Annotated in this window: 22 protein-coding genes; 9 read left to right on the top strand and 13 right to left on the bottom strand. The window is 69.6% G+C overall.

The window, feature by feature from the left end:
* Window positions 1-30: 30 nt before the first annotated feature.
* Entirely contained in the window at window positions 31-1,257 is a 1,227-nt protein-coding gene (locus B5F23_RS03390) for a putative ABC transporter permease (RefSeq protein ID WP_087351807.1), read from the bottom strand.
* Between the two features lie 266 nt (window positions 1,258-1,523).
* Between B5F23_RS03390 and B5F23_RS03385 the strand changes: the two genes are divergently transcribed.
* Window positions 1,524-2,384, top strand: a complete 861-nt coding sequence (locus tag B5F23_RS03385) for an ABC transporter transmembrane domain-containing protein (RefSeq protein WP_087351806.1) — start codon at window positions 1,524-1,526, stop codon at window positions 2,382-2,384.
* A gap of 13 nt (window positions 2,385-2,397) precedes the next feature.
* Here the strand turns inward: B5F23_RS03385 and B5F23_RS03380 are convergent, their stop codons facing one another.
* Window positions 2,398-2,895, bottom strand: coding sequence for a hypothetical protein (locus tag B5F23_RS03380; RefSeq protein ID WP_087351804.1), 498 nt, complete (start codon window positions 2,893-2,895; stop codon window positions 2,398-2,400).
* A gap of 257 nt (window positions 2,896-3,152) precedes the next feature.
* Here B5F23_RS03380 and B5F23_RS03375 point away from each other — a divergent pair, with 257 nt between their 5' ends.
* Together B5F23_RS03375 and B5F23_RS03370 are read left to right on the top strand one after the other, a co-directional pair.
* Window positions 3,153-4,766 (top strand): peptide chain release factor 3, encoded by a 1,614-nt coding sequence (locus tag B5F23_RS03375; protein WP_087351802.1) that lies wholly within the window; start codon window positions 3,153-3,155, stop codon window positions 4,764-4,766.
* A 123-nt stretch (window positions 4,767-4,889) separates the two neighbouring features.
* Window positions 4,890-5,291 carry a DUF5655 domain-containing protein gene (locus tag B5F23_RS03370; RefSeq protein ID WP_087351799.1) on the top strand — a complete coding sequence of 134 codons (402 nt, stop codon included), beginning with the start codon at window positions 4,890-4,892 and terminating at the stop codon, window positions 5,289-5,291.
* A gap of 41 nt (window positions 5,292-5,332) precedes the next feature.
* Here B5F23_RS03370 and B5F23_RS03365 read toward each other — a convergent pair whose 3' ends face one another.
* Window positions 5,333-5,818: a GNAT family N-acetyltransferase gene (locus B5F23_RS03365; RefSeq protein WP_087351797.1), complete on the bottom strand. Its 486-nt coding sequence runs from the start codon at window positions 5,816-5,818 to the stop codon at window positions 5,333-5,335.
* Between the two features lie 371 nt (window positions 5,819-6,189).
* On the opposite strand from B5F23_RS03365, the gene B5F23_RS03360 reads away from it, so the two are divergent.
* Complete coding sequence (locus tag B5F23_RS03360) at window positions 6,190-6,624, top strand: DUF1016 N-terminal domain-containing protein (protein ID WP_087351795.1); 435 nt, start codon at window positions 6,190-6,192, stop codon at window positions 6,622-6,624.
* Between the two features lie 141 nt (window positions 6,625-6,765).
* On the opposite strand, the gene B5F23_RS03355 is transcribed toward B5F23_RS03360, so the two are convergent.
* Entirely contained in the window at window positions 6,766-7,254 is a 489-nt protein-coding gene (locus tag B5F23_RS03355) for a prolyl-tRNA synthetase associated domain-containing protein (RefSeq protein ID WP_087351793.1), read from the bottom strand.
* A gap of 106 nt (window positions 7,255-7,360) precedes the next feature.
* On the opposite strand from B5F23_RS03355, the gene B5F23_RS03350 reads away from it, so the two are divergent.
* Window positions 7,361-8,242, top strand: coding sequence for a DMT family transporter (locus B5F23_RS03350; RefSeq protein WP_206392215.1), 882 nt, complete (start codon window positions 7,361-7,363; stop codon window positions 8,240-8,242).
* A 30-nt stretch (window positions 8,243-8,272) separates the two neighbouring features.
* On the opposite strand, the gene B5F23_RS03345 is transcribed toward B5F23_RS03350, so the two are convergent.
* Genes B5F23_RS03345 through B5F23_RS03330 form a run of 4 tightly spaced genes read right to left on the bottom strand, consistent with a single transcriptional unit; the run spans window position 8,273 to window position 12,504 of the window.
* Window positions 8,273-9,076 carry an SDR family NAD(P)-dependent oxidoreductase gene (locus tag B5F23_RS03345; RefSeq protein ID WP_087351788.1) on the bottom strand — a complete coding sequence of 268 codons (804 nt, stop codon included), beginning with the start codon at window positions 9,074-9,076 and terminating at the stop codon, window positions 8,273-8,275.
* Entirely contained in the window at window positions 9,073-10,263 is a 1,191-nt protein-coding gene (locus tag B5F23_RS03340) for an ABC transporter ATP-binding protein (RefSeq protein ID WP_087351786.1), read from the bottom strand. Before B5F23_RS03340 ends, B5F23_RS03345 begins: the two co-directional genes overlap by 4 nt.
* Window positions 10,260-11,312 carry a FecCD family ABC transporter permease gene (locus B5F23_RS03335; RefSeq protein WP_087351785.1) on the bottom strand — a complete coding sequence of 351 codons (1,053 nt, stop codon included), beginning with the start codon at window positions 11,310-11,312 and terminating at the stop codon, window positions 10,260-10,262. Before B5F23_RS03335 ends, B5F23_RS03340 begins: the two co-directional genes overlap by 4 nt.
* 1 nt (window position 11,313) lies before the next feature.
* Entirely contained in the window at window positions 11,314-12,504 is a 1,191-nt protein-coding gene (locus B5F23_RS03330; RefSeq protein WP_143786350.1) for an ABC transporter substrate-binding protein, read from the bottom strand.
* A 186-nt stretch (window positions 12,505-12,690) separates the two neighbouring features.
* Here B5F23_RS03330 and B5F23_RS03325 point away from each other — a divergent pair, with 186 nt between their 5' ends.
* Window positions 12,691-14,451, top strand: coding sequence for a Tat pathway signal sequence (locus B5F23_RS03325; protein ID WP_241145784.1), 1,761 nt, complete (start codon window positions 12,691-12,693; stop codon window positions 14,449-14,451).
* A 123-nt stretch (window positions 14,452-14,574) separates the two neighbouring features.
* Here the strand turns inward: B5F23_RS03325 and B5F23_RS03320 are convergent, their stop codons facing one another.
* From B5F23_RS03320 to B5F23_RS09805, 5 genes are all read right to left on the bottom strand, one after another.
* Window positions 14,575-15,585 carry an asparaginase gene (locus B5F23_RS03320; protein WP_087351781.1) on the bottom strand — a complete coding sequence of 337 codons (1,011 nt, stop codon included), beginning with the start codon at window positions 15,583-15,585 and terminating at the stop codon, window positions 14,575-14,577.
* Window positions 15,582-16,430 (bottom strand): Cof-type HAD-IIB family hydrolase, encoded by an 849-nt coding sequence (locus B5F23_RS03315; RefSeq protein WP_087351779.1) that lies wholly within the window; start codon window positions 16,428-16,430, stop codon window positions 15,582-15,584. The genes B5F23_RS03320 and B5F23_RS03315 overlap by 4 nt, the downstream gene beginning before the upstream one ends.
* Window positions 16,431-16,574: 144 nt before the next feature.
* Window positions 16,575-17,165, bottom strand: coding sequence for an HAD family hydrolase (locus B5F23_RS03310; protein WP_087351777.1), 591 nt, complete (start codon window positions 17,163-17,165; stop codon window positions 16,575-16,577).
* Window positions 17,166-17,170: 5 nt separating this feature from the next.
* Entirely contained in the window at window positions 17,171-18,652 is a 1,482-nt protein-coding gene (locus tag B5F23_RS03305) for a DUF1846 domain-containing protein (RefSeq protein ID WP_087351776.1), read from the bottom strand.
* A 70-nt stretch (window positions 18,653-18,722) separates the two neighbouring features.
* Window positions 18,723-19,121: a hypothetical protein gene (locus B5F23_RS09805; protein WP_162607512.1), complete on the bottom strand. Its 399-nt coding sequence runs from the start codon at window positions 19,119-19,121 to the stop codon at window positions 18,723-18,725.
* A gap of 174 nt (window positions 19,122-19,295) precedes the next feature.
* On the opposite strand from B5F23_RS09805, the gene B5F23_RS03300 reads away from it, so the two are divergent.
* Genes B5F23_RS03300 through B5F23_RS03285 form a run of 3 tightly spaced genes read left to right on the top strand, consistent with a single transcriptional unit; the run spans window position 19,296 to window position 22,440 of the window.
* On the top strand, window positions 19,296-20,744 hold the full coding sequence (locus B5F23_RS03300; protein ID WP_158096108.1) for an alpha/beta hydrolase-fold protein: 1,449 nt from the start codon (window positions 19,296-19,298) through the stop codon (window positions 20,742-20,744).
* Window positions 20,745-21,971, top strand: coding sequence for an ATP-grasp domain-containing protein (locus B5F23_RS03290; protein ID WP_087351771.1), 1,227 nt, complete (start codon window positions 20,745-20,747; stop codon window positions 21,969-21,971). It abuts the gene before it with no gap.
* A complete protein-coding gene (locus B5F23_RS03285; protein ID WP_087351770.1) occupies window positions 21,961-22,440 on the top strand; it encodes a GNAT family N-acetyltransferase in 480 nt (159 codons plus the stop codon). Before B5F23_RS03290 ends, B5F23_RS03285 begins: the two co-directional genes overlap by 11 nt.
* Window positions 22,441-22,454: the final 14 nt, after the last annotated feature.

Here is a 22,454-nt window from a genome sequence, read left to right as displayed (position 1 = left end):
CGTGCCGCGAGCAGAGGCGCTTCTTCCCGCCTAGGAGTTGGGGACGCGCGCGGAGTTCTCGGGCGTGATCGTCATGGACTGGAAGCGGTTGGCCATGTAGGCGTCGTCGAAGTTGCGCGCGTAGAACTGCTCGATCGGCAGGGTCGGCTGCATGCCGCTCTCGCGCTGGTACCAGCACTCGAGGGCCTGCATCGTCATGACGGCGTTCACGAGCATGAGCGCGGCGCAGACGGTCGTGAACGAGTAGCGGGCCTTCCACGGGATGAGGTTGATGAGGCGCAGCAGCCACGGGAGGCAGAGCCTGATCCACACGAGCCCGAGCGCGCCCCACATGCACATGAACTGCGTGCTCGTGCGGCCGCCCATGAGCTCGGCGACGGGGTCGGGGAAGAGGCCGAAGATCGTGGCGCCGGAGTAGTCCCAGGCCACGGCGCCAAAGCCCACCTGCATGAACCAGGAGACCGCCGCCTCGAAGAGCCCCCCGATCACGGCGGCCACGAGGAAGATGACGACGGGGCTTGCCTTGTAGAAGCGGTTGAGCGCGACGGTCATGAGCACGGCCCCGCAGCCGTAGATGGGCGAGAAGGGCCCGAAGAGCAGGCCGGCGCGGTCCTGGTAGTGGCCCGGGTCGACCACGACCATGTGGAAGACGACCTCGATGATGAGGCCGAGCACGCTGCAGACCACGAACACCCAGAACAGGTTGAAGAAGTCGAGCTCGATGAACCCGCGGTCTCCCTTGGCGCGCCCGAGGGTGCCGGCCTCGGCCTCCTCCTCGGTCTCCATGTCGCGCAGGCGGCGCTGGAGCCTTCGCTCGCTCACGAGCGTCGGGTCTATGGTGGTGGCGATGACGAGGAGGATGACGAGGCGCACCCCGGCGTAGATGAGATTGGGGCCAAAGCCGTGGACCATGATCTCGAGCAGGATGCCCACCACGTTGACCGCGACGAGGCCGTAGGCGATCTGGGCGACGTGGCGGCGGCGGTCGCGCAGCGTGAGCACGCCGAAGGCGACGTAGCCCACCGCCCCGACCAGCAGGTTCACCACCTCCACGACCGTGAGGGACATCGCGAGGGTGACGTCGTGGCTCTCGCGGAAGAGGTCGACGCCGTAGCGCACGAGCGGGACCAGGATGAGCCCCATCAGGACGAGGATGACGCCCGCCGTGACGAGGCAGTAGACGGCGTAGAGCTTGAGCAGCAGGGGGATCTTCCTGGTCTTGGCTGAGGACTCGGTGGGGGACGGGGCGTCGTTCATGGCCGCTCCTTACGGGCTTGGGTGTGGCTCTTATCCTACCCCCGGGGGTGTTCGGCTAGTCACGACGCGTCCTCGGCGAGAAGAACCGCAGGGCCGGGCGGCATCCTGGTCCTTGTCGCCGGCGCCGCCGTCCGCCCTTGTCCCTCCCGCGCCGACCGTCCCCGCGCCCGCCCGTGCGGAAAAGTTAATCTCGGCTAACGGAAGTCCGAAAATAGTTTACTATGGCTAACCAATGACGTTCGGACGGCGGGAGAGGGACACCGTTCATGATGATAGACAGACGGCTCGTCGGCACCGTGCCGGAGAGCAGAAGGCACGTCGCGGCGGGCGTGGCGTGCCAGTGGGTGGCGCTTCTCGCCAACATGGCCATGATCCTCGCGTTCTGCCGCCTGCTCGAGGCGCTCTGGCTCGGGCGCGCCACGGCGGGGGACCTCGTCGCGGCGGCCGTCGCGGCGGCTGCCTCGGTCGTCGTCCGCGCGGCCTGCACCGTCGGCTCCGCCCGCGCGAGCCACCTCTCGAGCCGCGCCGTCAAGGCCCGGCTGCGCCACCTCATCTACGAGAAGCTGCTGCGCCTGGGCCCCGGCTACCGCGAGCGGGCGATGACCTCGGAGGTGGTGCAGGTGGCCGTTGAGGGCGTCGACCAGCTTGAGACCTACTTCGGCGCCTACCTCCCGCAGCTCTTCTACGCCCTGCTCGCGCCGCTCACCCTCTTCGTGGCCCTCGCCTTCGTCAGCGTGCCGGCCGCGGTGGTGCTGCTCGTGTGCGTGCCGCTCATCCCGGTGTCCATCGCCGCGGTCCAGACCTGGGCCAAGAGGCTCCTCGGCCGCTACTGGGGCCAGTACACCGAGCTCGGCGACACCTTCCTCGAGAACCTCCAGGGCCTCACCACCCTCAAGATCTACCAGGCCGACGACTTCAAGCAGGCCGAGATGAACGAGCAGGCCGAGAAGTTCCGGCGCATCACCATGCGCGTGCTCACGATGCAGCTCAACTCCATCACGATCATGGACCTCGTGGCGTACGGCGGGGCGGCGGCGGGCATGGGCGTCGCGCTCTGGCAGCTCTCCGAGGGTGCCGTCGGCGTGGGCAGGTGCCTGGCCATCGTCCTGCTGGCCGCCGGCGCGTAGCGCCTTGCCGCAGCTAGCCCGCGAGCGCGCGCAGGTCGTCGGCGGCGCCGGCGGGCGCGTCGAGCGTGAGCGTGAGGCCGACGGGCGTCACCTCGAGCGTGACCACGTCCGAGCCCTCGTAGGTGATGACCTCGAGCACCTGGATCTCCTCGGTGTCGCCGCCGTTTGCGACCGTGGCCGTGGTGGGCTGCCAGACCTCGATCACGTACTCTTCCGCGGCGTCGGGCGTCGCTGCGAGCCCGCACTCCCCGGAGAGCCCCGTGAAGGCGGACCCGATGGCGGACTGGTCCGTGACCTCGGCGATCTTCTCGCTGGACGCCGCGTCGCGTACGACGGCGCGGCTCAGCTTGCCCCACTCGACGCTCGAGAGCGCGTCTGCCGCCTCGGTCGCCCGGTCGGCGAGGTCCGTGGCCGCGTCCACGGCGTCGCCGATCCGTTCCAGCCCAAAGCAGCCCGCCAGGGAGAGGGACAGCATGGCGGCGAGGACAAGGGCGGCGCTCCGACGAAACATGGCAGCTCCTTTGGGCTGGCGCGGACGCGAGGTCCTTCTCAGTATATCCATGGGCAGAAGTTGGTACGCAGTGGAGTGTGTAATAAATCCTCTAAGCGAGAAGAAAGGCCAGGTGGGTGCGCGGCCCCGCCTCGACCTAGGGAAGTTGATACGCAGTCGAGTGCGTATCAAAGCCACGCGCGGGCGAGAAGTGCGCGGTTCTTCTCGGCTTTTCGCTACAATGGCTGGGCTCAAGACGTCTGCAACGGAGGAAGCCCATGCCAAGCCTCGCTGAGGAGATCTCCTCTCGGCGAACGTTCGCCATCATCTCGCACCCGGACGCGGGCAAGACCACGCTCACCGAGAAGCTGCTGCTCTACACCGGCAGCATCCAGACGGCCGGCTCGGTCAAGGGAAAGAGCAGCGCCAAGCACGCGGTGTCCGACTGGATGGACATCGAGAAGCAGCGCGGTATCTCCGTGACGTCGTCGGTGCTGCAGTTTACCTACGAGGGCCACTGCGTGAACATCCTGGACACCCCCGGCCACCAGGACTTCTCCGAGGACACCTACCGCACGCTCATGGCCGCCGACGCCGCGGTCATGGTGATCGACGGTGCCAAGGGCGTGGAGGCGCAGACGGTCAAGCTCTTCAAGGTGTGCGCGCTGCGCGGCATCCCCATCTTCACCTTCGTCAACAAGCTCGACCACGAGACGCGCGACCCCTTCGACCTCATGGAGGAGATCGAGAGCGTGCTCGGCATCGGGACCTACCCCATGAACTGGCCGATCGGCAACGGTCGCACCTTCCGCGGTGTCTTTGACCGCGCGAGCCGCCACGTGCTCGCCTTCGAGGGGGACGGCCGCGCCAACGCCACCAAGCGCGTGGAGGAGGTCGAGGCCGAGCTCGGCGACCCGGCGCTCGACGAGCTTGTTGGCGAGGAGAACCACCGCAACCTCATGGACGACATCGAGCTGCTCGACGGCGCCGACCACGAGTTCGACCTCGAGGCCGTCCGCACCGGCAAGCTCAGCCCGGTGTTCTTTGGCTCGGCGCTCACCAACTTCGGCGTGGAGCCCTTCCTGCGCGACTTCCTGCGCCTGGCTCCGGCGCCCTCCGCGCACGTCGACGCCGAGACGGGCGAGCTCGTGGACCCCGCGAGCGACGTCTTCTCGGGCTTCGTCTTCAAGATCCAGGCCAACATGGACAGGAACCACCGCGACCGCATCGCGTTTCTGCGCATCTGCTCGGGCAAGTTCGAGCGCGGCATGGACGCCTGGCACGTGCAGGGCGAGCGCAAGGTCAAGCTCGCCACGGGCACGGCGATGATGGCCGACGACCGCGCCACGGTCGACGAGGCCTTTGCCGGCGACATCGTGGGCCTCTTCGACCCGGGGATCTTCTCGATCGGCGACACGCTCTGCACGCCGGGCAAGCGCGTCCGCTACGCGGGCATCCCCACGTTCGCGCCGGAGCACTTCGCGCGTATCAGCCAGGTGGACACGCTCAAGCGCAAGCAGTTCGTGAAGGGCATGGAGGAGCTCGCCCAGGAGGGCGCCGTGCAGATCTTCCGCGAGCTCGGCGCCGGCATGGAGAGCGTGATCGTGGGCGTGGTGGGCGTGCTGCAGTTCGAGGTGCTCGAGCAGCGGCTCAAGAGCGAGTACCACGTGGAGGTCTACCGCCAGGCGCTTCCCTACAACGAGGTCCGCTGGGTGGAGAACCCGCCCGACGAGCTCGACGTGCGCACCCTCAACCTCACGCGCGAGACGCTGCGCGTGGAGAACATGCGTGGCGAGCGCCTGCTGCTGTTCACGAGCCCGTGGAACCTCGACTGGGCGATCGAGCACAACCCGGAGCTGCGCCTCTCCGAGTTCGGCAACGTGACGTTCTAGGCGCGCGACGGGCCGCGCCGGGGCGTCGCGCCGGCCGCCGCGTCGGGAACTTCGACTTATGCACGAGCAAAGGGTCCTTCTCGCCTGGCGAGAAGGACCTTGCGTCTGGGACGGGGGGCAGCCATGTACGCGGATGAGGCCGAGCTCGCGCGGCTCTTCTCGGCGATGCCCGACGTGCTGCCGGTCTATCACGCGCTGGAGGACCGCATCAACGAGACGTGCGGCGACGTCGACGTGCGCGTGCAGAGGACCCAGGTGACGTTCACGGACCGGTTTGGCTTTGCGTGGGCGTCGCTTCCGGTGAGGCGGCGGCGCGGCTGGCCGGAGCGCTGCCTCGTGGTGACGTTTGGGCTGGCGTATCGCAAGGAGTCGCCGCGCATCGCCGTGGCGACGGAGCCCTACCCGGCGCGCTGGACGCACCACGTGCTGGTGGAGCGCCCGGAGGACGTGGACGGCGAGCTCATGGGCTGGATCGAGGAGTCCCACCAGTTCTCGCCGGCCAAGCGTCGCTGCGGTTGCTCCTGAGGGAACCTCGGGCTTTATGTGAATCGGGGCGCGTTCCCACTCTACAGAGCGCGCTCGAGAGGGACGGCGACGTAGCGGTCGGTGGTCACGGGGTCTCCCGCGGGATGGAAGCCGCGGGCGAGCCAGAATGAGCGAGCCTGGTCGTTGCCCTCGATGTAGGCCAGGCGCACGCGAGAAAAGCCCTGGTCCCGGAGGCCGTCAAGGACATGCTCGACGAGGGCCGTGCCGAGGCCGCGGCCCTGCCGGCTGGCTGCCACCATGAAGAGGCCGACGTAAGCGCAGCCCTCGTCCGGGTAGCCGCGCACGAGGTCGAGAATCGCCACGAGCTCATCGGCGTCGAAGAAGCCCAGGAAGCTCTTCTGGTTTGGCGTGCAGCCGGGCGGGAGCGCGCGCATGGAGTCGGCGAGGTTCTCGAGCGTGGGAGGCTCGCCAAAGTGCTGGTAGTAGCGTGGGTTGGACTCGCAGAGGGCAAGGGTGGACGGGAGGTCTGCCTCCGTGAGCGTGCGGGCGTGGCAGGAGTGCGGCATGCGGCCTCCAATAAAGTTCGGATTTATCGAAACACATGTTCTTGTTTGTGATAGACTGTAGCGCAAGGTACAAGGTCAAGCAAGAGCCGGCACGGAGGCCCCCAATGGTACGTGCCGACGGGTGGGTAGGGGTAGCAGGGACTGCTCACACTGGCTGACCTCGGGCGGGCGGCGCACCCGCTTTTCCGGCACCCGCAAAGTCCGGAGCTCACACGCAAGGGTTGTTTTGACCGTGAGTGAAACGGGGGCTTCGTTATGGCTCAAAAGCCTATTGAGCACGTGGATTCCCAACGGGAAGAGAAGGTCTATTCGTCTGTGCGCGAGACGCTCGAGGTGGCTCGCGGCAAGGTCGAGCGTGCCGTAACAGCGCGATGGTCGAGGCGTACTGGGAGATTGGCCGCCAGATAGTGGAGGCCACGGGCGAGCGCGCCGAGTACGGAAAGCACCTGGTCGAGTATCTCGCCGAGCGCCTGACGGCTGAGTATGGGAAGGGGTTCGATTACACCAATCTGACCAACATGAGGAAGTTTTACCGTGCGTTCCCAATTCTTGACACGCTGCGTCAAGAATTGAGCTGGTCCCACTACCGGCGCCTCATGCGCATCCCCGATAGGGAGCAGCGCGAGTTCTACATGAACGCTGCGGCTGAGGAACGCTGGACGGTGCGGCAGCTTGACCATCAGATCGCGACGTTCTACCGGGAGCGCCTGCTCTCCACCAAGAGCGAGAAGCGCGATGCGATCAGGGCGGAGATCCAGCGTACCGAGCCGGCTACGCCAGCGGACGACTTCATCAAGGATCCCTAGTGACCTGTATGCCCACCGAGGAAGAGCTGACAAACGCGCTTGAGCCCACGCGTCGGGCAGTGATTGAGGCGAGGGCGGAAAGAGGGGAGGAGTAGAGGCCGCTTGGGTCGTGGGCGGCAGGCCGCCGCCCATGACCTGTCACTACAACCGAATAACGCGAACCGGGATGTCGTGACGCCCAAGCAGGTCGATGAGGTCTTGCGCGGCGAGAAGGACGGTCGCGGTGTTGTCGCAGGGGTGCACGGCGACGCTCCCGCGATCGACGAGCCCCTCGTCGAGGATGATCTCGACCCGGTGCGAGGTGTCGTTGAGGGCGCCAAGGGGCGTGACCGACCCGGGAGTGAGCCCGAGAAGCCCGGCGAGGTCCGTCCCAGAGGCAAAGGAGAGCCTGCGGGAGCCGATGCGCTCCTGGACCTCGCGGAGCGAGACGCGCTTCTCGTCCGGGAGGCAGACGAGGTAGTGGGCTCGGTGTCGGTCGTCGCGCAGGAAGAGGTTCTTGGCGCCGTATGCGGCAAACGGAATCTTTGCCTGCCGGGCCTGCTCGACGGTGAAGACCGCCGGGTGCTCGGCGAGCTCGAAGGCTACGCCCTCGCGCTCGAGCAAATCAAGCGTGGAGCGCTTGTCGAGCATGCGCAACCCTCCCTGGCATCGTTTCCCCTTCGGCTCATTGTATCGTTGCCGTCTGATGTATAACGGTGCCGTGGGTCATGGCGGGCGTGCGGAGGGTCGGTGTCGCTTGGGACGTTCGGGTGCTGGCAAGTTCGTCGCCTCGGCGCTTCTCGCCGCGTGCCTCTATGCGCTGAGCACACCGTTTTCCAAGGTCCTTCTCGCCAGCGTGGGGTCGAGCATGATGGCGGGCCTGCTCTACCTGGGTGCCGGCCTGGGGATGGCCGTCCTCTCCGCGGTTCGGGCGCGCGTGGCGTCCTCGGCGTCCGGCGAGGCCCCGCTCGAGCGCTCCGACGCGCCCTACGTGGCGGCCATGGTGCTGCTCGACGTGGCGGCGCCGCTCCTGCTCATGGGAGGGCTCACCCACGCGACGCCGGAGAACGTCACGCTGCTCAACAACTTTGAGATTGCGGCGACGTCGGTGATAGCGTTCCTGTTCTTCCGCGAGCGGGTCGCGCCGCGCACGTGGGCGGGGATAGCGGTCATCACCTGCGCGTGCCTCCTGCTGTCCCTTGAGGGCGGCGGGGCGCTGAGCTTCTCGGCCGGCTCGCTCATGGTGCTTGCCGCCTGCGTGTGCTGGGGCGTGGAGAACAACTGCACGAGCCGCCTCTCCGAGAGGGACCCGATGCAGATCGTGGTGGTGAAGGGGATCGGCTCCGGGCTCGGCGCGCTGGCGGTGGCGCTGCTCGCCGGGGACGCGGTGCCGTCGCTCCCGGACGTGGCGGCCGCCCTGCTGCTGGGCTTCGTCGCCTACGGGCTCTCCATCTTCTTCTACGTCTACGCGCAGCGCGGCATCGGCGCGGCGCGGACGAGCGCCTACTACGCGGTGAACCCGTTCGTGGGGGCGCTGCTCTCGCTCGCGCTCTTCAGGACCGCGCCGGCCCCGACGTTTCTCGTCGCGCTCGCGCTCATGGCGGCGGGCACGTGGCTCGTGACGCCGCGAGGCGAGTAGCACGCTCGCACGTCGGGGCACGGCCCCAACCTACGCGTTGCGGGGCGGCTGACCCAGGACGGAGAGCAGCGCCCGCTCGGCGCGGGCGACGAGTGGGTAGGGGAGCAGCTTGGCGGCCAGGTAGAACGCGCGCATGTCCGGCGAGGGGATGCACAGCGCCCGGCCCGCCCGGGCCGCGGCGAGCCCGCGCTCGGCCACCCGCCCCACGTCCTCGAAGCCGGTGAGGCGGGCCATGCCGGCCGCCACGTCGTCTGCGCCGGCGTGGTCGAGGAAGGCCGTGCGCATGAACTTGGGGCAGAGGGCCGTGACGTGGATGTCGACCGGTCCCAGCTCCTCGTCGAGCGCGCGCGAGAAGTCCAGCACGAAGCGCTTTGACGCCGAGTAGGTGGCGAGCCCCGGCTGCGGCACGAACGCCGCCACGCTCGCCACGTTGAGCACGCGCGAGCCCGCCGCCATGCGTGGCAGCGCGCGGTACGTGAGCTCCACGGGCGCCAGCATGAGCAGGCGCGCCATGCTCGCGTTGTCACCCGCCGGCATGTCCGCGAACTCGCCGAAGGTGCCAAAGCCGGCGTTGTTGACGAGAAGCGCCACGCGCACGTCGTCGCGCTCGGCGAGCGCTCGCTCGATGACGTCGAACGAGGCAGCCTCGGTGAGGTCGAGCGCGAACGTTCGCACGGGCGTCGCGCACGTCGCCGCGAGCTCGTCCAGCCGCGCCGCGCTTCTCGCAACCACCCAGATCTGGTCGAGCCGGCCGAAGGCCCCGGCGTCAAGTCGGCGCACGAGCTCCTCCCCGAGCCCCGACGACGCTCCCGTGACGATTGCGATGCTGGTCATGGCCTCTCCTGTCCGTAGGTGTCCGTACCCGTCCCGCGCGCGGCGAGCAGCGCGCCCGCATCGCGGAAGACGGGGATGCCCGCCGCGCGCGCCGCCTCGACGAGCTCCGCGTTGCGGGCGTTGCCGGGACGGAAGTCCCCCACGCAGCAGACGAGCGCCCGGCAGCCGAGAAGGACCTCGCGCGCCCGGGAGAGGGCGCGCTCGCCGACGGGCTCGAAGTCCCGCTCGAGCACCGCCTCGGTCGCGAGGCTCGCCGCGAGCATCCCGTCCGAGTCGTGCTCGTGGAGGACGCCGGCGGCGAAGGGGACGTACTCGCGGGCGAGCGCGCGCATGCACGCCGCCCCGAACCCGCCTCCCGCCACGACGAAGATCTCGGGCGCGGCCGCGCGCCGCGCGAGCTCGACGCTGCCGAAGAGCGGGTTGAAGCTCCCCTCGCCGAGGTCGTAGAGCTCTCGCATGCGCGGCGCGGTGAAGACCTCGTCCGGCGTGCCCTGGAACAGCACGCGCCCGTCCCTGACGCAGACCACGCGGTCGGCCGCGCGCTGGGCGAGGCCGATCTCGTGCAGCGAGGCCACCACGGCTATCCCGCGCTCGCGGGCCCGACGCCTCAGCAGGTCGAGCACGTCGAGCTGCGAGCGGACGTCGAGGTAGGAGGTGGGCTCGTCGAGCAGCAGCACCCGGGGCTCCTGGCACAGCGCGCGGGCGAGAAGGACGCGCTGGCGCTGCCCGTCGCTCACGTGCGCGAAGTCGCGCTCGGCGAGCGCGCTCACCCCGGTGGCCTCCATGGCCGCGAGCACGGCCTCGTCGTCGGCCGCGCCGAGCACGCCGAGCCGCCCGGTGTAGGGGTAGCGTCCCGCCTCCACCACGTCCCGGCAGGTGGTGAGCTCGGTCGACGGCCGGCCCGTGAGCATGACGGCCATGGTGCGCGCCCGGTCGTCCCCCGGCATGCCGGCGAGGTCGCGCCCGAAGAGCTCGACGGACCCGCCGAGCGCGCGCAGCTGGCCCGCTACCGTGCGCAGGATCGTGGTCTTGCCGGACCCGTTGGGTCCGACGAGCGCCACGACCTGCCCGGGGCGCACGGAGAGGCAGACGTCGCGCACGAGCGCGGCGCGCCCGTGGCCGACCGACAGCCCGCGCAGCTCGAGCGCGGTGCCCGGCCGCGCGTCCTTCTCGCCCGGAGCGCTCATCTCGGCGACCTCCTCCCGAGCATGAGGGCAATCACGACGGGGGCGCCAAAGACGGCGGTGACCGCGCTCACGGAGAGCTCGACCGGCGAGAAGAGCGTGCGTGCCACGAGGTCGCACCCACAGCAGAAGACGGCTCCGGTGAGGAAGCACGCCGGCGTGACGAGCAGCGGGCGCGAGGAGCCGACCCCGCGGCGGGCGAGGTGGGGCGCGGCGATGCCGACGAACGAGACGGGCCCGGCGAAGGCGGCCACGCAGGCGGACAGCACGCTTGAGACGAGCACGATGAGCATGCGCAGGCGCCGCACGTCGACGCCCACGCTCTGGGCGTAGGGCTCGCCGAGCTGGTAGGCGCCGAGGGGCTTGGAGAGCGCGAGGACCGCCAGCGAGCCGGCCGCGACCACGGCCGCGACGATCGCGACGTCGGGCCACGTCGCGCCCGAGAAGCTCCCGCGCGACCAGTTGTCCAGGTTCACGATGCTCTGGTCGTCGGCGAAGGCGACGAGGAAGTTGGTGGCCGCCGAGCAGACGTAGCCCACCATCACGCCCGCCACGATGAGCGTCCCCTGGCTGCGCACGCGCCGCGAGAGGGCGAGCACGAGCCCCATCGTCGCGAGCGAGCCGACGAGCGCCGAGCCCACGGAGGCCCACGGGCTCATGACCTGCCCCGCTCCGAGCACCGCGACCATCACGACGGCGACCACGAGCTTGGCCCCCGAGGAGACGCCGAGCACGAAGGGGTCGGCGATGGGGTTGGCGAAGAAGGTCTGCAGCAGGAGGCCGGAGAGCGAGAGGGCCCCGCCGAGCAGCAGCGCCTCAAGGGCCCGCGGCAGGCGGATCTGCCAGACGACCTGGCTTGCCGTCGCGGCGTCTCCGGGGCCGGCGGCGAGGATGGAGAGCGTCTCGGCCGGGGAGGTCCCGACGCTGCCCACGCACAGGCTCGCCACGAACAGCGCCAGGAGGCCGAGAAGGACGGCCAGGTCGAAGGCGAGCGCCCGTGATGCGCGCGACCTCCCGCCGGGCGTTCCGCCGCCCCCGCCGACGGCGCCCACGCTAGCTCAGCCTCCACACGTAGGTGGTGGGCTCGGCGGAGTCCGTGAGCGCGCGGTGGATGTCCTCGATGATGTCTGCCATGGCGGTCATCTGCTGGTACATGGTCGAGTCGCAGGTCCAGACGTTGCCCTCCCGGACGGCGCGGAAGTCGCCGAGCAGGGCGTTTCTCGACACGAGCTCCTCGACCGAGGAGACGCCGTCGTCCACGGTGGCGTTGTAGATGATCACGTCCGCGTCGCGCGCCGAGGCGTAGAAGCTCTCCATCTCCACGGTGACCGTGGTGGGGGACGAGTCGGTCGCCCCGTCCTCGGAGAAGCTCACGTAGCTCCCCCCGGCGAGCTCGATCATCTGCGAGAGGTAGTCGCCCGCGCGCCGCGTGACCGCGGCGCCGTCCTCGTTGAGGTAGAAGAACGCGACGCTCTTTCCCGTGGGCTCCTCGCGAGAGGCCGCCTCGACGCGTGCGGCCACCTCGTCGAAGACGGCGCGCGCCTCGTCGTCCCTCCCGAAGAGCGCCCCCACGAGCCTGATCCACTCAAGGCGGCCGAGCACGTGCTCCTCGCGGCTTGACTGCTCCATGAGGACGGTCACGCCGAGCTCCTCGAGCTTGGAGCGCACCTCGGGGACGTGGTCGATGTTGGTGTTCTCTATCGCGAGGGGGCAGCCGCGTGCCGCGATGAGCTCGTAGTCGGGGGCTCGGTAGAGCCCGCCGTACGCGACTCGCCCGTCCTCGAGCCGCTCGGCGAAGTCCGGGGAGGGGCTGTCGGCGGGGCGCACGGACGAGACCGAGACGGCGTCGAGCGCCCCGACGGCCTCAACGAGGCAGATCATGCCGGTCGAGACCAGGTAGACGTTGTCGAGCGGCAGGCGGACGAGGGCGACGTCGTCGGAGAGCCCCTCGGGCGCCTCCCACCCCGCGGGGGCGAGGAGCAGCCGGTCGCCGCTCGCCATGCAGACGAGCAGGAGCCCGTCGTCGAGCGCGTCCAACGTGAGGTGCGTGGCGTAAGAGAGCCTCACCTCCTCGGCGACGCCCAGGTCGCACCCGAGGTCGAGGTTGCGGAAGGAGGCGCCCTCGGCTTCGGGGCCGCCTTCGGCCTGGCTCGCCCCGTCGGACGGGGACGTGCACCCGGCGAGCCCCCCTGCGGCGAGAAGTGCGCCGGCCAGGAGGGCGCGGCGCGGGATGGCGGTGTTCATGGCGGCTCCGTTCCTGCGTGACGAGACGCAACCCATGATACGCCGCGGCTGCGCGTTCTTCTCGCCCGCCGGTTCCGAGCGGCCGCCTGGCGGCGCGACCGCGGAGTTGGGCCGAGACGGTTCACGCCCCGCCCGAGCGCCGCTATCATCGTATGACGTCCTGACGACCCCTCCGAAGGAGAGACGATGCCCCAGCAAGGCCCCGACCTCAAGGACCTCTTCGAGCGGATGCGCCGGGACGCCCGGTCCGGCGGCGGCTCCGCCACCTCGCTCGTCGACCGAATCGCCGCGTGGAGCCGTCGGGCGCTCGTCGTGTGCGCGGTGCTTCTCGCCGTTGCGCTCGTGGTGCTGTACTGGTGGTTCCACCCGGCGATCAACCTGGGGAGCCCACGCGTATGGACGTGGGTCTGCGCGATCGCGCTCGTGGCCATCCTGGCGCTCGCCGTGGCCGCCGCGCGCAGCATCGCCCGCGCTCCGCTCTTCAAGAAGCTCATGGTCATCCCCGGCTCCGTGATCGTGGCGTTTCTGGTGGGCCTGCTGCTGAGCCAGCCCTTCGTGCCGGGCAACGCCGAGCGCTACGCGAGCGTGCTCCAGACCTCGGACGGCGACTTCGCCTCCGACATCCAGGAGGTCGACTACGCCGACGTGCCCGTGATCGACCGCGACTCCGCCATCCTGCTCGGCAACCGCGCCATGGGCTCCATCCCCGAGTACGTGAGCCAGTTCGAGATCGCGGACACCTACAGCCAGATCAACTACCAGGGGCGTCCGGTGCGCGTGAGCCCGCTGGCCTACGCCGACCTCTTCAAGTGGCTCTCCAACCGCGACGCCGGCATCCCGGCCTACGTGCTCGTGGACATGGTCACGCAGGAGGCCGAGGTTGTGCGCCTGGAGCGGCCGATCCTCTACTCCGACTCCGAGCCGCTCGCGCGCAACGTCGACCGCCACGTGCAGCTCTCGTACCCGACCTACATGTTCGACCAGAAGTCGTTCGAGCTGGACGACGAGGGCAACCCCTGGTGGGTCTACCCGGTCCAGAGAAAGACGATCGGCCTGTTTGGCGGCACGACGATCCAGCGCGTGGTGCTCGTCGACGCCTGCACGGGGGAGACGGCAGACTACGCCGTGGAGGACTGCCCCACGTGGGTCGACCGCGCCTACCCGGCCGACCTGCTCATCGAGCAGTACAACTGGAGCGGCGCCTACGGCAACGGCTGGCTCAACTCGTGGCTCGGCCAGGAGGGCGTGGTGCGCACCACGAGCGGCACCAACGGGGAGCTCGGCTACAACTACATCGCTCAGGGCGAGGACATCTACCTCTACACGGGCGTGAGCTCGGTGACGGCGGACAACTCCAACGTGGGCTTCATCCTCGTGAACCAGCGCACCGGCGACTCGCGCTACTACGCGCTCGAGCGCGGCGGCGCCACGGAGGACTCGGCGATGGCCTCGGCGGAGGGCCAGGTGCAGCACCTCGGCTACCAGGCAACCTACCCGCTGCTGCTCAACGTGGCGGGGCAGCCCACCTACTTCATGGCGCTCAAGGACGACGCCGGCCTCGTCAAGATGTACGCGATGATCAACGTGGAGCAGTACCAGAGCGTGGCGACGGGCTCCACGGTCGAGGAGTGCCAGGAGGGCTACCTCGCCATGCTCGCGTCGGACGGCCTGCTCTCGGAGGACGACGCGGCCGCTGCCGCCGGGTCGCGCGAGGTCTCCGGGACCGTCTCCACGGTCGCGCAGGCCGTCATCGACGGCAACTCGCACTTCTACGTGACGCTCGAGGGCGACGCGTCGGGCGAGATCTACGACTTCGCCCTGCCCGGCATGGTCGAGATCGTGACCTACGCTCCCGGCGACCCGATCTCGTTCAGGTGCGCCGAGAAGGACGAGGGCGCCGCCACGACCACGGTAACCGAGCTGCTCGACCCCGCACCGAGCGAATAGGGCGTCGCGACGGGTCCGGGGGCGTGCGTTCCCGCGCGCAGTTCCGCATGAGCCGAGGGCCACTTAACGTGGCCCTCGTGCGAATAGGACTGTTTGAGCACGGGGACGCACGCCCCCGGACCCTCACCGCGGCATACGGTCGTGGTTGATTGGCTCGTAGAAGAGGCGGGCCACCTCGGCGGGGTCGCGCGTCTGCCCGAGCGCCCACATCGTCTTGGCGACGAGCGCCTCGGTGGTCATGTCGTCGCCCTTGAGGATGCCGTCCTTCTCGGCATAGGCGTGGCCGACCTCGTAGACCCCGAGGTCGAGGCCCTCCTCGGGCACCTGGGTGGTCACCACGAGCGTGCGCCCGGAGTCCACCCAGTCGAAGATGGCGCGCTGGTAGGAGCCGTCGTAGGCGGGGATGCCCCCGATGCCGAAGGTCTCGAGGATGACGGCGTCGTAGTCGGCGCGCAGCAGGTCGAAGATCGACGGCCGCAGCTCGGGCGTGAGCTTGAGGACGATGACGCGCTCGTCGAGGGAGTCGTAGAAGCACGGGCGCGCGCCGCTCTTCTCGCTTCCAGGCGCGCCGGCGGGACGCACGATGCGGCTGCCGCGCACGTAGGCGAGCGACGGGTAGTTCATGCTCGTGAAGGCGTTGAAGCTCATGGTGCGCTGCTTGCGGGCGCGCGTGCCGCAGATGACCTTGCCGCCGAAGACCACCGAGACGTCACGGCTGGCCTCGTCGCAGGCGTACAGGACGCTCTGGTAGAGGTTGAGCTTGGCGTCGGTGAAGGGGTTGGCCATCGGCTGCTGGGAGCCCGTGAGCACGATGGGCTTCTCGCTGTCTCGGACGAGGTAGGAGAGGGCCGCGGCCGTGTAGGCCATCGTGTCCGTGCCGTGCAGGATGACGAAGCCGTCGTAGTCGTCGTAGGCGCGGCGCACCTCGCGCGCTATGCACAGCCAGTCGCGCGGACGCATGTTGGTGCTGTCGATGTTCATGGGCTGGACGAAGTCCAGCTCGCAGAGGGTGTCGAGCAGGGGGACCTGCCGGGCGAGCTCGGGCCCGGTCATCGTGGGGGCGAGCCCGGAGCCGTCCTCGGTCGAGGCGATGGTGCCGCCGGTCGCGATGAGGAGCACGCGCCTCTTGCTCACGCGCGCTCGCCTCCCCGGGCGTCGCCCGCGCCCAGCAGGAAGCGGCGGATGGCCTCGGCCACGCCGCCGTGGTCGTTGTCGGCGACGGTCACGGCCGCCGCGGCGCGCGCGTTCTCGTTGGCGTTGCCCATCGCCACGCCGAGGCCCGCGTCGCGCAGCATCGACAGGTCGTTGTCGGCGTCGCCGATCGCGATCGTCGCCTCGCGCGGGATGCCGAGCAGCTCGGCGAGCTCGATCATGCCCGTGCCCTTGTTGACGCCGATGGGGGAGAGCTCCAGACTCGCCTCGTCGGAGTAGGCGAGCTCGAGCGGGGCGCTCTCGAGCCGCTCGCGCACCCGCGAGCGCGCCTCGGGGGTGCGGAAGTGCAGGTTGAACTTCTGGACGGGGAACGACGGCTCGCGCAGGCGCCGCTCGAAGCCCTCCATGGGCGTGCCCGTCTTTGCGTAGAGCGGCACGTAGATGCCCATGTAGTAGTCGGGCATGCGCTCGACCATGTCGGGCCCGAAGTAGAAGCCGGGGCCGGAGAACGCCTCGCAGATGTAGTCCTCGCCCTCGGAGGCCTCGAGCGCCAGGTCGAGAAGGGCGCGGTCGAGCGTGGTCTCGCGCAGGAGGCGCCGCTCGTGGAGGTCGTAGATCGCCGAGCCGCTTCCGCAGATCGCGTAGCGGACTCGGGTGAAGTCGTCACGGTCCATCTCGATCATGACCGGGCAGCGCCCCGAGCAGATGGCGATCTGACGGCCCGCGTCGAGCGCCTCCTCGATCGCCTCGGTCGAGGACGGCAGCACGCGCTTGGAGCTGTCAAGCAGCGTCCCGTCCATGTCTATTGCCATGAGCTGGTATTCCACGGGTCCTCCTCCTTGTGGCGTCGCCTGCGGCAACAGGATAGCGGGTGGCGCGCCGTCGTGGCGGCCGCGTCGCGCGATACCGCACAACTCCCCGATTCTGCCGCGCACGCCTCTCCCTGAGGGGCCTGTGCGGCATCCGGGCTCCTAGTGGGCGCTACCCAGCAGGTAGGTGCGAATCGCCTCGGCGACGCCGCCGTGGTCGTTGTCGGCCACCACGACGTCGGCCGCCGCCCGAACGCGCTCGTTGGCGTTGCCCATCGCCACGCCGAGGCCCGCGTCGCGCAGCATCGGCAGGTCGTTGTCGGCGTCGCCCACGGCCATCGTCGCCTCGCGCGGCACGCCGAGGAGCTCCGCGAGGGCGAGCATGCCGGTGCCCTTGTTCGCCTCCGTGGGGGAGAACTCGAGGCTCGCCGTCTCGAAGTCCACGAGGCCGAGCCCCAGGTCGCTCACGAGCGCGCGGACGCGCTCGCGGGTGGCCTCGTCGCGGAAGTGGACGTTGATCTTCTGGACGTGGGTCCGCGGGTCGCGGAGAAGCGCGCGCATGTCCTCGGCGGGACGGCCGGCGAGCTCGTCGCGGCTGACCTCCACCATGGCCGGGCAGCGGCCCGAGCAGATTGCCACGTGCCTCCTGGCGGCGAGCGCCTCCTCGATCGCCTCGGTCGAGGACGGCAGCACGCGCTTGGCGCCGTCGAGCAGCGTCCCGTCCATGTCGAGGGCAATGAGCTGGTAGGCCATGGCGTCTAGCGGTGGTAGTAGCCGTGGCGCTCGTACTTGGGCTCGCAGCAGACGTTGATGCCGAGGTTACGGTAGGTGCTCTTGTCTGCCTCCGAGATGATGACCGAGAAGTAGGCGTCGCAGCCGGCGAGCTGGTCGAGCGCGTCGACGGCCTCCCCGGCCTGGGGGTTGGTGGCGGAGGAGAGCGACAGGGCGATGAGCATCTCGTCGGAGTGCAGGCGCGGGTTGCGGCTGCGCAGGTGCTCGGTCTTGAGGTGGCAGATCGGCGCGAGCGCCTCGGAGCTCACGACGTAGGTCTGCTTGGGGATGCCCGCCATGTGCTTCGCCGCGTTGAGCAGAAGCGACGCTGCGGCGCCCATGAGGTCGGAGGTCTTCCCGGTCACGAGCGTGCCGTCGGGGAGCACCATGGCTGCGGCGGGGCCGCCCGTGTCCTCCTCCTTGGCGAGCGCAGCCTGGTGGGCGGGGGAGTAGTCGCAGGTGACGTCGGTCTGGCGCATGAGCAGCTCGATCTTGTCGAGCGCCTCGGTGCCCTCGCCGGTGCGGCGCAGCTCCTCGGCCGCCGTGAACCAGCGGCGCACGATCTCGTTCTTGGCCGCCTCGCGGCAGGCCTCGTCGTCGGAGATGCACAGGCCCACCATGTTGACGCCCATGTCGGTGGGAGACTGGTAGGGGCTCTCGCCGGCGATCTTCTCCATCATGGCCTTGAGGACGGGGAAGGTCTCGACGTCGCGGTTGTAGTTGACGGTGACCTCGCCGTAGGCCTCGAGGTGCCACGGGTCGATGATGTTGCGGTCGTCGAGGTCGGCCGTGGCCGCCTCGTAGGCGACGTTCACGGGGTGCTTGAGCGGCAGGTTCCAGACGGGGAACGTCTCGTACTTGGCGTAGCCGGCGGCGATCCCGCGCTTGTTCTCGTGGTAGAGCTGCGAGAGGCAGGTGGCGAGCTTGCCCGAGCCGGGGCCGGGGGCGGTCACCACCACGAGCGGGCGGCTCGTCTCGATGTAGTCGTTCTTGCCGAAGCCCTCGTCGGAGACGATGTGGTTGACGTCGGAGGGGTAGCCGTCGATGAGGTAGTGGCGCCACACCGAGACGCCCATGCCCTCAAGGCGGCGCTGAAAGGCCTCGGCGTGCGGCTGCCCGGTGAAGTGGGTGATGCAGATGCCGCCCACCATGAGCCCGCGCGAGCGGAACGAGTCCATGAGGCGCAGCGCGTCCTCCTCGTACGTGATGCCGATGTCGGAGCGGCGCTTGGCGTTCTCGATGTTGTCGGCGTTGATGACGATGATCGCCTCGACGTCCTCCTTGAGGCTCTCGAGCATGCGGATCTTGGAGTCGGGCTCAAAGCCCGGAAGGACGCGGCTCGCGTGGTAGTCGTCAAAGAGCTTGCCACCAAACTCCAGGTAGAGCTTGCCTCCGAACTGCCCGATGCGCTTGCGGATCTTCTCCGCCTGAAGCGAGATGTACTTGTCGTTGTCAAATCCTATGCGCATGGGGGCGTCCTCTCTGTGTGGAATCCAACCTGACAGGGTATCACGCCCCGGCGCGCGTCCCGGGCACAACCTAGAGCGCCAGCGAGAAGTACAGGAGGTCTGCGAGCGTCCCGAGCGCCAGGAAGTCCACCGACGCCAGGCTCACGGCGGCGCCCCACGGCATGCCGACCTCGTGCCAGAAGGCGCGGAAGGTGTCGTCCTCGTGCGGGGTCGCGGCGCCGTCCGGCCGGTCGCGCCCGGAGACGAAGATGCCGCACCCGCCCGTGACGAGCATGAGCGCGCCCACGACGAGCAGCAGCTTGCGCGCCCAGTCGAGGCCCGCCTGCCAGCTGATCCCGTTGGCGACGAACGAGAACAGGAACGTGACGACGCCCAGTCCCAGCGCGGCCGCCGCGCCCATGCGCAGCACCCTGAGGCTCGCCGCGAGCAGGCCGGTCCTTCTCGTCGCGTCGTTGCGGTGTTTGTCCATGGAACCTCCTCCCGCACCATTGTGGTCCAGCGGCGCGCGGCGCGCAACGCGCCGGCGGCGGGCGGGGACGTTTCGGCCTTGTATCACCCTTACGGAGAGAAAACACGGGCACCGGACATAAGCGGTATGATGGCTGATGCACATTCGGGGAACCTGGAAATCTTGGGGGAGTTTATGGACAAGAAGACCGTCGTGTGCGCGAGCTCTGCGCTTGGCAGGGACATGCACGTCAACGTGTACGGGAAGAAGGGCCTTCCGGTCATCGCGTTCCCGACGCTCGCCGCCGCGCCGGAGAGCCTCGAGGAGGCTGGCGTGATCGACGAGCTGGCCGACTACCTCGACTCGGGCACCATCCAGCTCTTCTGCACGCAGACCGTCGACGACGAGTCCTGGGCGGCCGAGGGGGACCCGGCCGACCGCGCCCAGCGTCAGGAGCAGTTCTACCACTACGTGGCCGACGAGCTCGTGCCGCTGGTGCACAAGGTGACCCGCCGCAAGGCCCGCCCGCTCGCACTCGGCTTTGACATGGGCGCCACGCACGCCGCCATCGCGCTGCTGCGCCGCCCCGACCTCTTCCAGGGCTGCATGAGCCTCTCGGGCAGCTACGACGCGCGCCGCTACTTCGGCGAGTGGATGGACGCCACGCTCTACGACAACGCGCCGTGCGCGTTTCTGCCGCACATGGCGCCCGACCACCCCTACGTGGCCGTCTACAACCAGCGCCAGCTGCTGTTCTGCACCGGTCAGGACGCCTCCGAGGCCGACAGCCTCCGGACCACGCGCGAGATCGACGGCGAGCTCCGCCGCCTGGGCGTTGACGCCTGGTGCGACTACTGGGGCGGCGACGTGACGCACACCTGGCCGTGGTGGAAGAAGCAGCTGCGCTACTTCCTCCCGATCGTGCTCGACGACGTCGAGAAGACCACGGCGGCCGAGAAGCCCGCGCGCAAGCGTGTCGCGACCCGCAAGAAGGCGGACGCCGTGACCGCCGAGAAGACCGAGGCGAAGGCTGAGAAGCCCGCGGCGAAGGCTGCCGCCAAGCCGGCGGCCAAGAAGGCCGAGCCCGCGGTGAAGACCGCGGCTAAGCCGGCGGAGAAGGCCGCGACCAAGACGGCGGCGAAGACCGCGGCTAAGCCGACGGCTGCCAAGGCCGTTGCGAAGGCCGAGGAGCCGGCCGCCAAGAAGGCCGAGCCCGCCAAGCCGGCGGCCAAGTCCGCCCCCGCCGCCAAGAAGGCAGCCCCTGCCGCCAAGCCGGCGGCAAAGGCTGAGCCCGCAAAGGCCGAGGCCAAGAGGCCCGCTGCCAAGACTGCCGCCGCAAAGCCGGCGGCCGAGAAGAAGACTGCTGCCGCCAAGCCGGCCGCGAAGCCCGCAGCCAAGCCCGCCGCAGCCAAGACCGCCGCTGCGAAGCCGGCCGCGAAGCCCACGACCGCCAAGCCGGCCGCCGCGAAGCCGGCCGCGAAGCCCACGACCGCCAAGCCGGCCGCCGCGAAGCCGGCCGCGAAGCCCACGACCACCAAGCCGGCCGCCGCGAAGCCCGCTGCCAAGCCCGCGGCCGAGAAGAAGCCCGCTGCCAAGCCCGCCGCCGCCAAGCCGGCGCCGAAGGGCGGCGCGAGCGCGAAGTAGATGAACGTCGTCTTTGTATCGCCGCAGTTCCCGAGCGTCTACTGGCAGTTCTGCGCGGCCCTGCGCCGCAACGGCGCCCACGCGCTCGGCATCGGGGACACGCCCTGGGAGGCCCTGGCCGAGGAGGTCAGGGCCTCCCTCGACGAGTACTACCTGGTCTCCGACCTCGCCGACTACGACCAGGTCTACCGGGCGGTCGCGTACTTCTCGTACCGCTGGGGCAAACCGGACTGGATCGAGTCGAACAACGAGCACTGGCTCGCCCAGGACGCGCGCCTGCGCGAGGACTTCAACGTCTCCCGCGGCCCGCGCCCGGCGGACGTCGCCCGCTGGCAGAGCAAGAGGGCGCAGAAGCCGCTCTACGCCGCCGCGGGCGTCCCCGCCCCGCGCCAGACCTGCCTCACCACCTTCGACGAGACCCGCTGGTTCATCGGCGAGATGGGCCACTACCCGGTCTTCGCCAAGCCGGAGGTGGGCGTGGGCGCCGCCGGGACGCGCCTGCTGCGCAACGACGCCGACCTCCGCGCGCTTCTCGCCGAGCACGGCCCTGACGGATCCGACCCCGTCCCCTACGTCGTGGAGCAGTACGTCGAGGGGGACATCTGCTCCTGGGACGCCATCCTCGACAGCCGTGGCGAGGTGCTCTTTGAGAACCAGGAGGAGTTCCCGCCGTCGATGTCCGACGTGGTGTACGGCGGCCTCGACCTCGCGTACCGCTCGTGCCCCGAGGTCGACCCGGAGCTCTCCCGCCTCGGGCGCGCCACGGTGCGCTCGTTCGGCCTCGTCAGCCGCTTCGTCCACCTCGAGTTCTTCCGGCTCGCCCGCGACCACCCCGGCCTCGGGGCGGCCGGCTCCTACGTGGGCCTCGAGGTCAACGTGCGACCGCCGGGGGGCACCACGCCCGAGATGATGAACTACGCCCACTCGACCAACGTCTACCAGGTCTGGGCGGACATGGTCTGCTTCGACGAGCGTCGCACGGAGCCGGACGGCACGGACGCCTTCTGCGTCTACGCGAGCCGGCGCGACGCCCACGCCTACGCGCACTCCCACGAGGAGGTCATGGCACGCTTTGGCGACGCGGTCGTCTCGTGCGGGCGCGTGCCCGACGCGCTCTCCGACGACATGGGCAACTTCCAGTACACGGCGCGCGTGGAGACACCGGAGCGGGCGGAGAGGTTCGTGGCATTCGTGCAGGAGAGGGAGCGTGAGGACGATGAGGATTAGAAGGGCGGGCGAGAAGGACCTCGAGGGCGTGCGCAGCCTGCTTGCCCAGGTGCTCGAGGTGCACGCGCAGGGGAGGCCGGACCTGTTCCGCCCCGGCACGCGCAAGTACACCGACGAGGAGCTTCTCGCCATCTTTGCCGACGACGCGCGGCCGGTCTTCGTTGCCGTGGAGGACGCGCCGGGCGCTGGCCGCGTGCTCGGCCACGCGTTCTGCGAGGTGCAGGACCTGCGCGGCTCCAACAACATGCAGCCGATCGTGAGCCTGTACGTGGACGACATCTGCGTGGACGAGAAGAGCCGCCACCAGGGGGTGGCTACCGCGCTCTACCGACACGTCATCGCGTTCGCGCGCGAGATGGGCTGCCACAACGTGACGCTCAACGTATGGGAGTGCAACCCCGGTGCGCGCGCCTTCTACGAGGCGATGGGCATGGGCGTGCAGAAGACCTGCCTCGAGCAGGTGCTGTAGCGCGGCCGCACGGC

The organism is Olsenella sp. An188 (genome assembly GCF_002160255.1).
Taxonomy (GTDB): domain Bacteria; phylum Actinomycetota; class Coriobacteriia; order Coriobacteriales; family Atopobiaceae; genus Thermophilibacter; species Thermophilibacter avistercoris.
This window is presented reverse-complemented; position numbering and strand designations above follow the sequence as displayed.

Coding starts and splice junctions, on each gene's coding strand:
- B5F23_RS03355 (WP_087351793.1), bottom strand. CDS start 7,254: ATGCTCGACAAGCGCTCCACGCTTGATTTGCTCGAGCGCGAGGGCGTA.
- B5F23_RS03305 (WP_087351776.1), bottom strand. CDS start 18,652: ATGCGCATAGGATTTGACAACGACAAGTACATCTCGCTTCAGGCGGAG.
- B5F23_RS03330 (WP_143786350.1), bottom strand. CDS start 12,504: ATGAACACCGCCATCCCGCGCCGCGCCCTCCTGGCCGGCGCACTTCTC.
- B5F23_RS03385 (WP_087351806.1), top strand. CDS start 1,524: ATGATGATAGACAGACGGCTCGTCGGCACCGTGCCGGAGAGCAGAAGG.
- B5F23_RS03325 (WP_241145784.1), top strand. CDS start 12,691: ATGCCCCAGCAAGGCCCCGACCTCAAGGACCTCTTCGAGCGGATGCGC.
- B5F23_RS09805 (WP_162607512.1), bottom strand. CDS start 19,121: ATGGACAAACACCGCAACGACGCGACGAGAAGGACCGGCCTGCTCGCG.
- B5F23_RS03365 (WP_087351797.1), bottom strand. CDS start 5,818: ATGCCGCACTCCTGCCACGCCCGCACGCTCACGGAGGCAGACCTCCCG.
- B5F23_RS03345 (WP_087351788.1), bottom strand. CDS start 9,076: ATGACCAGCATCGCAATCGTCACGGGAGCGTCGTCGGGGCTCGGGGAG.
- B5F23_RS03290 (WP_087351771.1), top strand. CDS start 20,745: ATGAACGTCGTCTTTGTATCGCCGCAGTTCCCGAGCGTCTACTGGCAG.
- B5F23_RS03300 (WP_158096108.1), top strand. CDS start 19,296: ATGGACAAGAAGACCGTCGTGTGCGCGAGCTCTGCGCTTGGCAGGGAC.
- B5F23_RS03340 (WP_087351786.1), bottom strand. CDS start 10,263: ATGAGCGCTCCGGGCGAGAAGGACGCGCGGCCGGGCACCGCGCTCGAG.
- B5F23_RS03370 (WP_087351799.1), top strand. CDS start 4,890: ATGTACGCGGATGAGGCCGAGCTCGCGCGGCTCTTCTCGGCGATGCCC.
- B5F23_RS03390 (WP_087351807.1), bottom strand. CDS start 1,257: ATGAACGACGCCCCGTCCCCCACCGAGTCCTCAGCCAAGACCAGGAAG.
- B5F23_RS03380 (WP_087351804.1), bottom strand. CDS start 2,895: ATGTTTCGTCGGAGCGCCGCCCTTGTCCTCGCCGCCATGCTGTCCCTC.
- B5F23_RS03285 (WP_087351770.1), top strand. CDS start 21,961: ATGAGGATTAGAAGGGCGGGCGAGAAGGACCTCGAGGGCGTGCGCAGC.
- B5F23_RS03360 (WP_087351795.1), top strand. CDS start 6,190: ATGGTCGAGGCGTACTGGGAGATTGGCCGCCAGATAGTGGAGGCCACG.
- B5F23_RS03375 (WP_087351802.1), top strand. CDS start 3,153: ATGCCAAGCCTCGCTGAGGAGATCTCCTCTCGGCGAACGTTCGCCATC.
- B5F23_RS03310 (WP_087351777.1), bottom strand. CDS start 17,165: ATGGCCTACCAGCTCATTGCCCTCGACATGGACGGGACGCTGCTCGAC.